This is a genomic window from Geomonas diazotrophica, assembly GCF_018919385.1.
In the GTDB taxonomy this organism is placed as follows: domain Bacteria; phylum Desulfobacterota; class Desulfuromonadia; order Geobacterales; family Geobacteraceae; genus Geomonas; species Geomonas diazotrophica.
The window spans coordinates 103182-116042 of the sequence record NZ_JAHLMF010000006.1 but is presented as its reverse complement, the minus strand read 5'-3'; the positions used below and the strand labels follow the sequence as shown (position 1 = coordinate 116042).

The following is a 12861-nucleotide window of genomic DNA, read 5'->3' as shown; positions in this document are numbered from 1 at the left end:
CTCCCTTGACGGGAGGGGGGATCTACAACGATATTTTGCCGGTTCAGCCATTTGTAAAAAGGAGTCTGAAGATGTGTGTAGGTGTACCGATGCAGGTGATCAGCATTGATGGCGATTTCGCCATGACCGAGGTCGACGGCGTGAAGCGCGAGGCGAGCCTCATGATGCTGGACCAGGAAGTGAAGGTCGGCGATTTCGTTATCGTGCATGCCGGCTTCGCCATCTCGAAACTGGACGAGGAGGACGCCAAGGCGACCCTGGAACTGATGCGTGAAGTCTACTCGCCGGAGTTGATGGGATGAACTATTCGGACAGCTTTCGCGACAAGGAACTCGTGCAGGGGCTGGCGCGTCGCATCGCCGAGCTGACCAAAGGCTTGGACAAGCCGCTGGTCTTCATGGAAGTTTGCGGCACGCACACCATGGCGATCTACCAGTTCGGCCTGAGAAGCCTGCTCCCCCCGCAGGTGAAGCTCATCTCCGGCCCGGGGTGCCCGGTCTGCGTCACCCCCAACAGCTACCTCGACCGGGCCATCGCCCTGTGCCGTCTCCCGGACGTGGTCATCACCACTTTCGGCGATATGCTGCGCGTGCCCGGCTCCAGCTCCTCGCTCATGGAGGAGCGCGCCAAGGGTGCCGACATCAGGGTCGTTTATTCGCCGCTGGACGCCGTGCAGATTGCGGCCAGGAACCCGGGGAAGCGCGTGGTGTTCCTGGGCGTAGGCTTCGAGACCACCGCCCCCACCATCGCCGGGAGCATCCTGGCTGCCGAGGCGCAGGGGGTGACGAACTACTTCGTGCTCGCCTCGCACAAGACCATGCCCCAGCCGATGGCCATCCTGTCGGCCGACCCGGAGCTCCAGGTCGACGGCTACCTCTGCCCGGCCCATGTCAGCGCCATCATCGGCGCCGACGCCTACCGTTTCCTGTGCGAGGAGTACAAGGTCCCCTGCGTTGTGACCGGATTCGAGCCCGCCGACGTGCTGCAGGGGGTGGAGCTGCTGGTGCGCCAGGCGCTTGCAGGCGAGAGCAAGGTGGAGATCCAGTACTCGCGCGTGGTGCGCTGGGAAGGAAACGCCAAGGCGCAGGCCATGCTGGCCGACGTCTTCACCCCGTTCGACGCCCCTTGGCGCGGCATCGGCGTGCTGCCGGGGAGCGGCCTGAGGATCGCCGACAAGTACGCCGCCTTCGACGCCGAGCTGGCCATACCGGTGCAGGTGGAGGAGTTGAAGGAGCACAAGGGGTGCCTGTGCGGCGAGATCCTGAAGGGGAAGGTTTCCCCCTTCGACTGCCCCCTTTTCGGCGGCAAGTGCACGCCCGAGTCCCCCGTCGGCGCCTGCATGGTCTCCTCGGAAGGGACCTGCGCCGCCGCGTACAAGTACGGCCGCTAGGCCGGCAAAAAAAGTCCGACTCTGACCTGTCCGACTGGTCAGACCCGTCAGACAAGTCCGACAGAAAAAGGAGAACCTCTTGAACAACGACCTCATCCTCCTGGGCCACGGCAGCGGCGGCAGGCTTTCACACCAGCTACTGGAGGAACTGATCATCCCGCAACTCTCCAGCGTGCCGGTGGCAGGACAGAACGACGCGGCACTGCTCAACATCGGCGGCATCAAGCTCGCCTTCAGCACCGACTCCTACGTGGTCGATCCGATCTTCTTCCCCGGCGGCAACATCGGCGATCTGGCCATCAACGGCACGGTCAACGACCTGGCCATGATGGGAGCGCGTCCGTTGTGCCTGTCCGTCGGCTTCATCCTCGAGGAAGGTTTCTCCAAGGAGGAGCTCGCCCGCATCCTCGCCTCCATGCGCGAGGCGGCTGAGGCCGCCGGGGTCGCCATCGTCACCGGCGACACCAAGGTGGTCCCGAAGGGCAAGGGGGACCGCATCTTCATCAACACCAGCGGCATCGGGGCTGTCGAGCACAACCTGCAGATCGACGGCGCCTCGGCGCAGGTCGGCGACAAGGTCATCGTCAACGGCTGCATCGGCGACCACGGCATCGCCGTCCTCTCGGCCCGGGAAGGGCTCGAGATCGACAGCGGCATCCAAAGCGATTCGGCCGCGCTCAACGGCCTTGTGACAAGCCTCTTGCCGCTGGGGAGCGCGCTGCACGTGCTGCGCGACCCCACCCGCGGCGGCGTGGCGACCACCCTTAAGGAGATCGCCCTGCAGTCGGGGGTGACCGTTACCCTGGACGAGAAGAGCCTCCCCATCAACCCGGGGGTCAAGGGGGTCTGCTCCATCCTCGGGCTCGACCCGCTCTACGTGGCGAACGAAGGGAAACTGCTGGCATTCGTGGCGCCGGAACGGGCCGAGGAGGCCCTGGCGGTGATGCGCCGGCACCCTCTCGGAGAGGATGCCGCCATCATCGGCGAGGTCACCGGGACTTCGTCCGGCAAGGTGCAGATGGAAACCGTCGTTGGTGGAGTGAGGGGAGTGGAGATGCTGGCAGGGGAACAACTGCCGCGCATCTGCTGAGGCGCTACGTCTCGACCAACTCCCCCTTTGCAGGCAGGTATATCGGGACCCTTCTCAGTCGAGAAGGGTCTTTTCAAATTGGAGTCCCATCCCCTGGTCGGTGACCCTGACCACCTTCGCTTTCAAGTCACAGAGCACCTGCGGCGTCAGCGTATGATAGATGGTAACGGCCACGGTGTCGTTGAGTTCCAGCTTCCGTGCCACCGTCACGAACACACCCTTCATACTGAGATTTTCGACCTCTCCCTCGATGGTGCGCTCTCCCTGGTGGAGGTTCGCTTTCGCGTGTAAGGCCAGCCTGGCGAAGTTTCTTTTTTCCTTGTACATCGCCCCTCCTTTTTTTGTCCTTCATTGGTTTTTTGACCGGCGTTTTCGGCACAGACGTTAGTGTAGTCTAATCTTTTCTGTTTGCAACAGCCGCGAAAAAAGTTCTCCGTAGGGATTAAGGGTGGTGTTGCGCACCCTCATGACTCTGCTATCATCTACTCTTCATTTGTCTTAGTTAATGTTGATTCGGGGGTGCACGATGATCGAGGACGACAGGCTGGTTCAAAGGGCATTGGCTGTCATGGCGCCGCCGGCGCATCACTATTACCCGATCACCATTGCCCACGGCAGCGGGACCGAGGTGGTATCCAAGGATGGCCGGCGCTTCCTCGATTTCTCCTCAGGGCTGGCCGTGCTCAACCTGGGACACAACCACCCCAGGGTGATACAGGCCGTCCATGAGCAGACCGATCGGTATCTCCATGCCGGCGGCATCTACTACAGCGAAGCCACCATGGCGGCAGCGGAAGAACTCGTCTCGGTCACGCCCCACGGGTTGAACATGCTTTTCTTCGGCAATTCCGGTGCCGAGGCAGTCGAGGGAGCCTTGAAGGTGGCGCGCTACACCAGCGGCCGCCAGGCCATCATCTCCTGCACCGGCGCCTTCCACGGCCGCACCATGGGGGCACTGTCACTTACCAGCAGCTCATCAGCCTACCGCAGGCGCTACCACCCTTTGTTACCTTCCGTGTACCAGGTCAGCTATCCAGCCTGCTTCATCTGTTCCTGTGGCATGAACGCCGAGGCCTGCGGCGGGAAATGCCTCGAGGAGATCGACCGGCTCTTCCAGCGCCAGATACCCCCCGAGGAGGTTGCTGCCATCATCGTCGAGCCGTTTCTGGGCGAGGGGGGGTACTACCCGGCTCCCAGGACCTACCTCAAGGGGTTGCGAAAAATCTGCGACGAGTACGGCATCCTGCTCATCTTCGACGAGGTGCAGTCCGGGATAGGCCGGACCGGGAAGTGGTTTTGCTGCGAACATGCCGGGGTGCACCCGGACATCCTGGTCACCGCCAAGGCGCTCGCCTCCGGTCTGCCGCTGGGGGCGGTGGTCGCTTCCAAAGAGCTCATGACGAAATGGGATTCCCCCTCCCACGGCTCGACGTTCGGCGGGAACCCGGTCTCCTGCGCCGCCGCTCTCGCTACACTGCGGGTGATCAAGGAAGAGGGGCTCCTGGATCGCGCCTGTGTGGCCGGCGCCAAGATGGTTTCCTACCTGCAGGAGGTGGCCATGCACAACCCGAGCGTCGGCGAGGTAAGGGGGATGGGGTGCATGGTCGGGGTGGAGTTCGTGGACGAGGCGGGTGCCGCTGACGGCAGGCTCTGCCAAAACCTGATCGACGAGTGTCTGGCCAAGGGGGTGATCCTGATCGGTTGCGGTTTGAAACGCAACGTGGTCCGTCTGATACCGCCTCTGAACGTGAAAGACGCAGAACTGAAGGAGGCGCTGGGGAAATTTTCCGATGCGTTGATCGAGCTGACCAGGAGAAAGAATTCCTAGGAAGGGATCCCGGCAGCAACAGGCGGTGCTGCCGGGAAGCTGGGCGAATCTGCTCAGGCGGGGGGAGCCGGTTGAGGCTCGCGGTACTTGTCCATGATCTCGAAAGCACGCTTGACGCGGGAGACCACGCGGATGGTCATCACCGGCTTGGCGATGAAGTCATGGAACCCGGCCTTGAGGGCACGGTGCTCCTCTTCGGGAGATGCCTTTGATGTGAGCAGGATCATCGGGGTTCCGGCGCTGGCTGGGTTGGCCTTGATGGCGCGCATCAGGGCGTAGCTGTCCATCCTCGGGGAGGTGGCGTCGCACAGGATCAGGTCGGGTTTCTGGGAGAAAGCGATCTTCAGCCCCTCCACCCCGTCCCGCGCGATGAAGACCTGGTATCCCTCCTTCCTGAGGGCCCCTTCAACATCGCAGTTCATGGCCGCCGGGTCGTCCACCAGCAGGATCTTCATTTCCGCGAGCGCCTGGGCCTGGCGGTAATACAGCTTCACCGCGTTCTTGATCTCGTCCGGGGTAGCCAGCAACTGCACGATGCGTCGCGAGCTGCCGCGCTCCAACTGCCGCAGCGTCGCGCCGTCCAGCGGGTCCCCCGCCGCGACAAACAGTGCGCCGTCCTGCTGCCTGAGCGGAAACAGCTGCTTCGCCATGGCGAGTTCGCCGGGAACCAGGGCCAGGAGTTCCGGCGAGAAGTGGTCGAGCGGGATCCTCTTAACCGTCTCGAGTCCCGACTGCTGGCCCAGCGCCTCGAGCAGTTCCTCATCGGTAATCACTCCCATCTCCAGGAGCACTCCACCAAGCCTCAGGCCGCAGCTCTTCTGCCGCGCCAAGGCCCGATCCAGTGTCTTTACCGTTATGATGCCGGATTGAACCAGCAACTGCCCCAAGGGTATCTTCATGATAAGGTACGCCTTTTACTGTAATTAGAATTTATTAACATTGCAAATAATACATTCTTCTCGGGAAAATACAAAACAAAAAAAAGAGGCCCCTTTGGGGGGCCTCGATCTTGTCGGGAACGTCCGTGCCGGGTTAGCGGATGTGCTCCTCCGGGTAAGCGCCGATGCTGTGGATGGAGAGGTCGGCACCGGCGAATTCTTCCTCCTGGCTGAGCCTGATCCCCACGGTCTTGGCGAGAAGGCCGTAGACGATGAAGCCGTTGATCAGGGCGAAGGCGATGGCGCAGAGCGAGCCCAGGAACTGCGAGACGATGGTGACGCCACCCAGGCCGCCCAGCGCCTCCTGCCCGAAGATGCCGGCGGCGATACCCCCCCAGGAGCCGATGATGCCGTGCAGCGGCCAGACGCCCAGGACGTCGTCGATCTTGAGTTTCTCCTGCTCGATGTGGAAGCCGTACACGAAGATCACCGAGGCGATGGCGCCGGTCACGAAGGCGAAGAGGGGGTGCATGATGTCCGAGCCTGCGCAAACGGCGATGAGCCCGGCGAGTGCTCCGTTGTGCACGAAGCCCGGGTCGTTTTTGCCGGCGATGAGGGCCGCCAGCACCCCGCCCACCATGGCCATAAGCGAGTTGACGGCGACGATGCCGGAGATCTTGTCCAGGTGCCCGGCGCTCATGACGTTGAAGCCGAACCACCCTATGGCGAGTATCCAGGAGCCAAGGGCCAGGAAGGGAATGTTGCTGATCGGGATCGGGTGGGATTTACCCTTGAGGTAGCGCCCCATACGCGGCCCGAGGATCAGGACCGCGGGAAGGGCCAGCCAGCCGCCGATGGAGTGCACCACCACGGAGCCGGCGTAGTCGTGGAACTCGGCGCCGCCGAACTGCTTGAAGAGCCCCTGCAGCGCGGAGCAGTTCTGGCCCCAGATGAGAGATTCGAAGAGAGGGTAGGTGAGGCCGGCGAAAACGGCGCCTGCCACTACCTGCGGCCAAAACTTGGCGCGCTCGGCGATGCCGCCGGATATGATGGCCGGGATGCAGGCCGCGAAGCAGAGCAGGAAGAAGTAGTGGGTGATGTCATAGCCTTGGTTCGGCCCCAGGAGCTCTTTCACCGGCTTCAGGAAGCTGATGCCGTAGGCGATGGGGAAGCCGACCAGGAAGTAGACCACGGTGGAGACGGACCAGTCGGTCAGGATCTTCACGAAGGCGTTCACCTGGTTCTTCTGACGCACCGTTCCCACTTCGAGAAAGGCGAATCCAGCGTGCATGGCGAACACCATGACCGCCCCGAGCATCAGGAAAAGTACATCGCTACTGTTGGCAAGCGTCGTCATCGTTGACATCCCGTTCATTTACTACCTCCGTTGGTATCTCGCTCCCCGTCGTTGGAGAACGCCAGACACAAGCAAGCAGTCTGCCAAGCCGTTATGCCCTTGAAATTACGAGTGGGACGGTCCGGGACTAATGAGAGTGTGGCGGAAAGATGCCCGGAAAATAGGCATTGGTGCTTAAGGCGTGGGCAGGATTTAAAGGTTGACCTGTAAACGGCCAGCAGGTAAATTTGTGCAGAATTTTCGCCGGAGGTGGACAGTTGCCGCGCAAGACCGCACTCATTGCCTGTACCGACCTGTCCGGGTACTGCTACGGCGAGCAGCACCCGTTCAAGGTGCAGCGCTACCGTCTGGCGCGCGACCTGATGGACGCCTACGGACTGCTGGACTTGCCCGCCATGACCGAGGTGCGTCCCCGCCCGGTGAGCGAGCCGCAGCTGCTCGGTGCCCACTCCGCCGAGTACCTGGAGCGGCTACGGGAGTTCAGCGCGGCCGGCGAGCCCAGGGCCGACTTCCGCTACGGGCTGGGTGACGTGGAGAACCCGGTCTTCCCCGGCGTCTACGACTGGGCCTGCCTTGGGGTCTCCGGCACCCTGGAGGCTGCGCGGCTGGTCTCCGAGGAGGGTTACGCCGCCGCCTTCAACCCGTTGGGAGGGTACCACCACGCCCAGGCCGGGCGGGCCTCGGGCTTCTCCTATTTAAACGATGCCGTGGTCGCCATCAACCACCTGCTGGAGCAGGGGAAGACGGTGGTCTACCTCGACCTGGACGCCCACCACGGCGACGGCGTGCAGAACGCCTTCTACGCCGACGACCGGGTCCTCACCATCTCCCTGCACGAGAGCGGGGTCTACTTTTTCCCGGGGACCGGTTTTGAAAACGAGACCGGGGAGGGCGCGGGGCTGGGATACTGCGTGAACCTCCCCCTTTTGGCCCACACCGACGACGCTTTGTTCATGAAGGCCTTCGACGAGGTGGCCTTCCCCCTGATCGCGGCCTTCGACCCCGACGTCCTCTTCACCCAGCTCGGCGCCGACACCTTCAGGACCGATCCCCTCACGCGTCTCGAGGTGACCACCCACGCCTACTCCTACATCATGAGGAAGCTGCGCGCCCTGGAGATCCCGTGGGTCGCCGTGGGGGGAGGCGGCTACGACCAGATGAACGTGGCCAGGGCCTGGACCATCGCCTGGGGCATCATGAACGACCGGGAACTCCCCCCGCGCCTCCCCGCACCGTTCGTCGAGCTGATCTCGCAGCTTGGCTACCCGCACCGGATGCTGCTCGACGCCATGCACTGGGCGGAAGAGGACGACCGCAACCGAGCGCTCGACGCGGTGGAGAAGAGCATCGCCTACGTGCGCGACAACATCTTCCCGGTCCTTATCGGCGACTATGGCAAACGATACCGGACATGAGGTATTGAGGGACAGCGGGGGGAGGCAGCTCTTCTCCCTGTACGACATCAACCGGTTGCCTGCCGCGGAGAAGGAGGCGATCTACGGCAGACTTCTGCCCGAGCGACTGCTGGAGCTGATCCGGGGCAGGGGGAGCGTCGAGGTGATCGCGCCGCAGGGGCTTCGCTTCCTGCGCCTGGTGGCCCGCCGCGCCCCCGAGGACCGTGACCCGGTGTTCTTCCTGGAGCTGTGCGACACACACCACGGCCAGATGGAACTCTCCTTCTGCACCATAGCGGACCCGACGGCGCCCCGTTTCGACGTGGACCTCGACCAGCATGGCAAAAACAACCTCTTCGCGACGCTTGGGCGCAACCTGGCGGAGGAGAAGCGCGCCATGGACGCCGGGCTGTTCCCGAACCAAACCCGGCGCGGCCTGAGGATGTTCGGGGAGTTTCTGCCGCTTCTGGAGCGGTTCACCGCGGCGTTGGGGATGCAGCTCATCGTCGGGGAGCCCCTCACCTACGACAACGCGATCCGCTACGAGAAGTACGGCTTCGACTACACCGTGGGCAAGAGGCTGATGCAGGAGATCGACTCCGGCTTCGCCCCGGGCGGAGTCTTGTACCAGAGGCTGGACGGCTCCACCCCTTTCCGTCGGCCGGGGATGGAAAAAAGCGTGCAGGGGCGCAGTTGGGCCATCCACGACGGCATCCTCGACGAACCATGGGACGAGGTGCGCATCTACAAGACCATCGGCGTGCACGCCGGTGTCAACACGTTCCCGGGACGGGAGCGTTAGCGGAAAAAGGAGTGCGTTTCATGGAAAGAGAAATGACCCCCCTCACGGGCATAACCTACTATCGCCCCCCCCAGGGGACGGAGGTGAGCGGGCTGGACGGCAAGGTCGTCTTCACCGTCGGGCCGGAGCCGATTCCGCTTCTGGACGACGACTACAAAGCCCTCGAGGGGCAGCTCCCCGGCTACGACGCCGTGGGGCGAGGGGTGTACCAGGCCCTGCGCATGGATCCCGGCTGCCGTTACTGCGAACTCTACGCGGAGATGCTCAAGGGGTATCCCCATTACGTGTCCGAGCTGGCCAGCCACATCCTGATGCTCGGGGAAAAGGACGTGGAGGTTCCCTACCTGGAGCGGCGCGTGAAGCTTTTGCGCATCTTCGCCCTGATGGAGCCGGAGAACGCGCACTTCCCGCTGGAGATCGGTGCGACCCTGCTGGAGCAGGCCTGCCGCTTCTCGGCGCTGCACCTCTCCACGGTCACCCTGTTCAAGGCGGAGGGATACCTGGACCGGGCGCGCCAGCTAGGGGGCGACCAGCCCCGTTGCCTGACCACCCTGGCGGAGGTTTCTTTCCTCCTGGGCAAGTACGACAAGGCTGCCTCCCTTTGGAGCGCGCTGATGCCGCAGGTCGAGGCGACCGCCCAGGCCGAGCTGAGGGCGCGCCTGGAGAGGATCGAGCGGGGCGAGGTGCCCCGGGTGCCCGCCGTCGATTACCTCGAAGCTATCGCGGGCGCCATGGCCCTGCGCGAGGACGGCGGCTACCAGGAGGCGACCGCCATCCTGAACGATGTCATGGCCGACGCCTGGTTCGCCCTGGAGTTCCCCATGGCCGAGATCCCGTACCTGCTGGCGCTATGCTGCAAGGATCTCGGCGCCGCAGGGGATGCACGTTTTTACCTGCGCCAAGCCTTGAAGATCAACCCTGACTTTGAAGAGGCGAAGACCACGCTGCAGCAACTGGAACAGTAGGAGGAACTATGTTCGGATTGACCCCGGCAGATTGGATCTTCATCGCCGGCGTAATGGTGGTAATCTTCTTCTTTGTCGCCGTGAGCGGGATGCGCAAACGGTGAACTGACAATAGCGGTCACGCGAACGCAAGACAACCGCGAAGAGCGCTGATAAGGACAAGAGAAGGGGCACCGCTTCGCTGCCAGCGGCGCCCGCGGTCAGTGCCGCGCAATCTCAACAACGCATCCTGACTCTGGTCTCAAGGGAGGTGCCCATGCAAGTTCCGGATATCAAGGAAATTCTGACCAAGTACCGTACCGTCGCCGTGGTGGGGCTCTCCCCCGACGCCGGCAAGCCCAGTCATGAGGTCGCCGCCTATCTCAAGCGCGCCGGCTACCGCATTATCCCGGTGAACCCGGCCGTGGACGAGGTCTTCGGCGAGAAGAGCTACCCGAGCCTCGCCGAGATACCCGAGCCGGTCGAGATCGTCGACGTGTTCCGCCGCTCCGAGTTCGTGCCGGAGATCGTGGAGCAGGCCATCGCCAAGGGGGCCAGGGTGATCTGGATGCAGGAAGGGGTGGTCCACGAGGAGGCCGCGCGGCGCGCCCGCGAGGCCGGGCTCGAGGTGGTCATGGACCGCTGCATGCTGAAGGAGCACGTCAAGGTGGTGAAACGTTGAGCTGCTCGTTGCGCTTTGGTTTCGGAAACGGCGGGGTGATCCATGTCGTATGAAAGCGGCAGGCGCCCCGCCTCGCTCTGGCCCCTGGTCCTGCTCACCTCCTTCTCGCTGATGCTCTGCTTTTCCAGCTACGGCAACCCCTTCCCCTTCATGGGGACCCTGTACCAGGGGGGGACCGCCCAGCGCTTCGTCCTCGCCGACAGCCTGATCTCGCTGTACCTGCTGCTCGGGGTGCTCAAGCGGCAGCGGCTCACCGTCTGGCTGCTGATCGGCTACAACCTGTTCGACATCTGCAACGCCTGGGCGAACCTCTACCTGATCCCCGCGGCCGAGTACGCCCGTCTGGCCGACTCTCCCGTCCCCGAGGGGGATCTCCTTTCCTCGACGCTGCTCGCGTCCATTGCCCTGATCCTCATGAACTTGTACATCTTCAGGATCAGGCGTGAATTCGACAATCCTTCTCCCTACCTTTTCTGATTCTCACGCGTCCGACGAAGATTGTGTAAACGTTAAGTGTCCTCAAATATTCCCCCTTGCCAGCGGCCTCACAACTCTGGTAGTATGTGCGCGCTTCTTTGCAACGGCAGGTGGCAGAATTTACTGGCAAAGCCGGTCTTATCGCGGTGGCCGGTATGACACTTCGTTCTCAAAAGGATACCGATGTTCGAGAAGCTAAAACACGGCCTTCCCGGGTCTTTCTTTCACTCCGAGAACGGCCAGCAGCCGGTCAACCTGCACGACACCAGGGGCGTGGGGATCAGGATCGAGCAGTTGAACAAGTCCTTCGGGCCCAACCACGTGCTCAAGGACGTGAACCTCGAGATCCAGGCGGGGGAGACCTTCTGCATCATCGGACCGTCGGGTACCGGCAAGAGCGTTCTGCTCAAGCACATCGTGAAGCTTGAGACCCCGGACAGCGGCGAGATCTACATCGACAACCTCCCCATCTTCGGGGCGGGGGCCAAGCCCGCGGCGCACGACTACCGCTACAGCATGGTTTTCCAGTCCTCGGCCCTGTTCAACTCGCTGACCGTCGGGGAGAATGTGGGGCTCTGGCTCAGGGAGAAGAGGGTCTGCAAGGAATTGCAGGTCCGCGAGATCATCAAGCAGAAGCTGGAGATGGTCGGGCTGGTGGGGAAGGAGGAGCTGCGCACCTCCGAGTTGTCCGGCGGTATGAAAAAGCGCGTGGCCATCGCACGATCGTTGGCGATGAACCCGGACTTGATCCTCTACGACGAGCCGACCGCGGAGCTCGACCCGGTCACCACGGACGAACTGGCGAACACGATCCTGAAGCTCAAGGAAAGTACCAGGAACACCACCGTGATCGTGACCCACGACTTGAACTTCGCGTTGTACATCTCGGACCGGATCGCCATGATGCACGGCGGCTCCGTGGTCGAAATCGGCACGCCACGCGAGATAAAGAACAGCGAGAATCCCATCGTGCGCGGCTTCATCTACACCACGACCAAGGGGATAAGGGGGGAATAGATGTCAGCACGTCTTCTGCGCCGCGGCAAATTCTTGATCCTCATGGCGCTTTTCCCCCTTTTGTCGGTCTCCTGCGCCGAGCTCAAACAGAGCAAACCCATCCTCCCCATTCGCGACTACGAGAAGATGATCGTAGGCCGCCTCGATGCTGAGTACGTCGGCACCAACAACTGCGTCTCCAAGTGCCACGCCCACGACAAGATAACCGACGACTTCAGCCACAGCGTCCACGGTGAGCAGATCAAGCCCGAGACCGGCCTGCCGCTGGTCAACTGCGAATCGTGCCACGGCCCCGGCAGCCTCGCCATCGCCCATCTGGGCGACGACCGCGAGGAGAACACCCGCCTCAAGAAGAAGTGCGACACCACGACCTTCCTGGACATCATGCACCTCCCGCCCCAGGCCCAGTCCCTGATCTGCCTGAAGTGCCACTCGGCCGCCTCGATCCCCGTGCTCTCCCACTGGAACGCCAGTCCGCACGCGCTGCACGACGTGAGCTGCTTCGATTGCCACAAGCTGCACCAGGGGCCGCAGCAGAAGGTGAGCCGGCAGCAGATGTCCGAGATGTGCTTTACCTGCCACCCCGAGGTAAAGGCGGAGAACTCACTGTTCTCGCACCATCCGTTGCGGGAGAAGAAGATGTTCTGCGTGGACTGCCACGAGGTGCACGGCTCGACGCAGGACCGCCTGCTCAGGGGGAACACCCCGAAGGAAACCTGCACCAGGTGCCACATGGAAAAGCAGGGCCCCTTCGCCTTCGAGCATGGCGACGTCACCGAGAACTGCATGAACTGCCACACCCCGCACGGGTCGGTTAACAACAACCTCCTCAATGCCGCGATGCCGTTTCTGTGCCTGCAGTGCCACACCGGGCACCTGGCCACCAGCACGCCGGGGCTGAAGCAACTTTTCGTCAACCGCTGCACGGACTGTCATTCCCAGGTGCATGGCACCGATACCCCCTCCCCGGCCATAACCGGCAGGGGCACGCTGCGCCAGTAA

14 protein-coding genes are annotated in these 12861 nt (G+C 62.8%); 11 read left to right on the top strand and 3 right to left on the bottom strand.

Going from position 1 to position 12861, the window contains the following annotated elements; genetic code table 11:
- Window positions 1-71 precede the first annotated feature (71 nt).
- The 3 genes from KOM00_RS07895 (at window position 72) to hypE (ending at window position 2480) form a co-directional block, all read left to right on the top strand.
- Window positions 72-302: a HypC/HybG/HupF family hydrogenase formation chaperone gene (locus KOM00_RS07895; protein WP_216498374.1), complete on the top strand. Its 231-nt coding sequence runs from the start codon at window positions 72-74 to the stop codon at window positions 300-302.
- Window positions 299-1390: a hydrogenase formation protein HypD gene (gene hypD, locus KOM00_RS07890; protein ID WP_216498373.1), complete on the top strand. Its 1092-nt coding sequence runs from the start codon at window positions 299-301 to the stop codon at window positions 1388-1390. The genes KOM00_RS07895 and hypD overlap by 4 nt, the downstream gene beginning before the upstream one ends.
- Before the next feature lie 79 nt (window positions 1391-1469).
- Window positions 1470-2480: a hydrogenase expression/formation protein HypE gene (gene hypE, locus KOM00_RS07885; protein WP_216498372.1), complete on the top strand. Its 1011-nt coding sequence runs from the start codon at window positions 1470-1472 to the stop codon at window positions 2478-2480.
- 54 nt (window positions 2481-2534) lie between these two features.
- On the opposite strand, the gene KOM00_RS07880 is transcribed toward hypE, so the two are convergent.
- Entirely contained in the window at window positions 2535-2807 is a 273-nt protein-coding gene (locus KOM00_RS07880; RefSeq protein ID WP_216498371.1) for a PilZ domain-containing protein, read from the bottom strand.
- Window positions 2808-3006: 199 nt separating this feature from the next.
- On the opposite strand from KOM00_RS07880, the gene KOM00_RS07875 reads away from it, so the two are divergent.
- Window positions 3007-4308 (top strand): aspartate aminotransferase family protein, encoded by a 1302-nt coding sequence (locus tag KOM00_RS07875; protein WP_216498370.1) that lies wholly within the window; start codon window positions 3007-3009, stop codon window positions 4306-4308.
- A 53-nt stretch (window positions 4309-4361) separates the two neighbouring features.
- On the opposite strand, the gene KOM00_RS07870 is transcribed toward KOM00_RS07875, so the two are convergent.
- Window positions 4362-5207 (bottom strand): response regulator, encoded by an 846-nt coding sequence (locus KOM00_RS07870; RefSeq protein ID WP_216498369.1) that lies wholly within the window; start codon window positions 5205-5207, stop codon window positions 4362-4364.
- A gap of 133 nt (window positions 5208-5340) precedes the next feature.
- Complete coding sequence (locus KOM00_RS07865) at window positions 5341-6561, bottom strand: ammonium transporter (RefSeq protein ID WP_216498368.1); 1221 nt, start codon at window positions 6559-6561, stop codon at window positions 5341-5343.
- A 239-nt stretch (window positions 6562-6800) separates the two neighbouring features.
- Between KOM00_RS07865 and KOM00_RS07860 the strand changes: the two genes are divergently transcribed.
- The 7 genes from KOM00_RS07860 (at window position 6801) to KOM00_RS07830 (ending at window position 12861) form a co-directional block, all read left to right on the top strand.
- Window positions 6801-7958 carry an acetoin utilization protein AcuC gene (locus tag KOM00_RS07860; protein WP_216498367.1) on the top strand — a complete coding sequence of 386 codons (1158 nt, stop codon included), beginning with the start codon at window positions 6801-6803 and terminating at the stop codon, window positions 7956-7958.
- Window positions 7936-8739, top strand: a complete 804-nt coding sequence (locus KOM00_RS07855) for a hypothetical protein (RefSeq protein WP_216498366.1) — start codon at window positions 7936-7938, stop codon at window positions 8737-8739. Before KOM00_RS07860 ends, KOM00_RS07855 begins: the two co-directional genes overlap by 23 nt.
- Before the next feature lie 20 nt (window positions 8740-8759).
- Window positions 8760-9704, top strand: a complete 945-nt coding sequence (locus KOM00_RS07850) for a tetratricopeptide repeat protein (protein WP_216498365.1) — start codon at window positions 8760-8762, stop codon at window positions 9702-9704.
- Between the two features lie 256 nt (window positions 9705-9960).
- Window positions 9961-10365 (top strand): CoA-binding protein, encoded by a 405-nt coding sequence (locus tag KOM00_RS07845; RefSeq protein ID WP_216498364.1) that lies wholly within the window; start codon window positions 9961-9963, stop codon window positions 10363-10365.
- A gap of 42 nt (window positions 10366-10407) precedes the next feature.
- Complete coding sequence (locus KOM00_RS07840) at window positions 10408-10842, top strand: hypothetical protein (protein ID WP_216498363.1); 435 nt, start codon at window positions 10408-10410, stop codon at window positions 10840-10842.
- A gap of 183 nt (window positions 10843-11025) precedes the next feature.
- Entirely contained in the window at window positions 11026-11859 is an 834-nt protein-coding gene (locus KOM00_RS07835; RefSeq protein WP_216498362.1) for an ABC transporter ATP-binding protein, read from the top strand.
- Window positions 11860-12861, top strand: coding sequence for a DmsE family decaheme c-type cytochrome (locus KOM00_RS07830; RefSeq protein WP_216498361.1), 1002 nt, complete (start codon window positions 11860-11862; stop codon window positions 12859-12861).

Excerpts from the sequence above, each read along its gene's own strand:
- KOM00_RS07895 (WP_216498374.1), top strand. The coding sequence starts at position 72 with ATGTGTGTAGGTGTACCGATGCAGGTGATCAGCATTGATGGCGATTTC.
- hypD (WP_216498373.1), top strand. The coding sequence starts at position 299 with ATGAACTATTCGGACAGCTTTCGCGACAAGGAACTCGTGCAGGGGCTG.
- KOM00_RS07880 (WP_216498371.1), bottom strand. The coding sequence starts at position 2,807 with ATGTACAAGGAAAAAAGAAACTTCGCCAGGCTGGCCTTACACGCGAAA.
- KOM00_RS07875 (WP_216498370.1), top strand. The coding sequence starts at position 3,007 with ATGATCGAGGACGACAGGCTGGTTCAAAGGGCATTGGCTGTCATGGCG.
- KOM00_RS07870 (WP_216498369.1), bottom strand. The coding sequence starts at position 5,207 with ATGAAGATACCCTTGGGGCAGTTGCTGGTTCAATCCGGCATCATAACG.
- KOM00_RS07865 (WP_216498368.1), bottom strand. The coding sequence starts at position 6,561 with ATGAACGGGATGTCAACGATGACGACGCTTGCCAACAGTAGCGATGTA.
- KOM00_RS07855 (WP_216498366.1), top strand. The coding sequence starts at position 7,936 with ATGGCAAACGATACCGGACATGAGGTATTGAGGGACAGCGGGGGGAGG.
- KOM00_RS07850 (WP_216498365.1), top strand. The coding sequence starts at position 8,760 with ATGGAAAGAGAAATGACCCCCCTCACGGGCATAACCTACTATCGCCCC.
- KOM00_RS07845 (WP_216498364.1), top strand. The coding sequence starts at position 9,961 with ATGCAAGTTCCGGATATCAAGGAAATTCTGACCAAGTACCGTACCGTC.
- KOM00_RS07840 (WP_216498363.1), top strand. The coding sequence starts at position 10,408 with ATGTCGTATGAAAGCGGCAGGCGCCCCGCCTCGCTCTGGCCCCTGGTC.
- KOM00_RS07835 (WP_216498362.1), top strand. The coding sequence starts at position 11,026 with ATGTTCGAGAAGCTAAAACACGGCCTTCCCGGGTCTTTCTTTCACTCC.
- KOM00_RS07830 (WP_216498361.1), top strand. The coding sequence starts at position 11,860 with ATGTCAGCACGTCTTCTGCGCCGCGGCAAATTCTTGATCCTCATGGCG.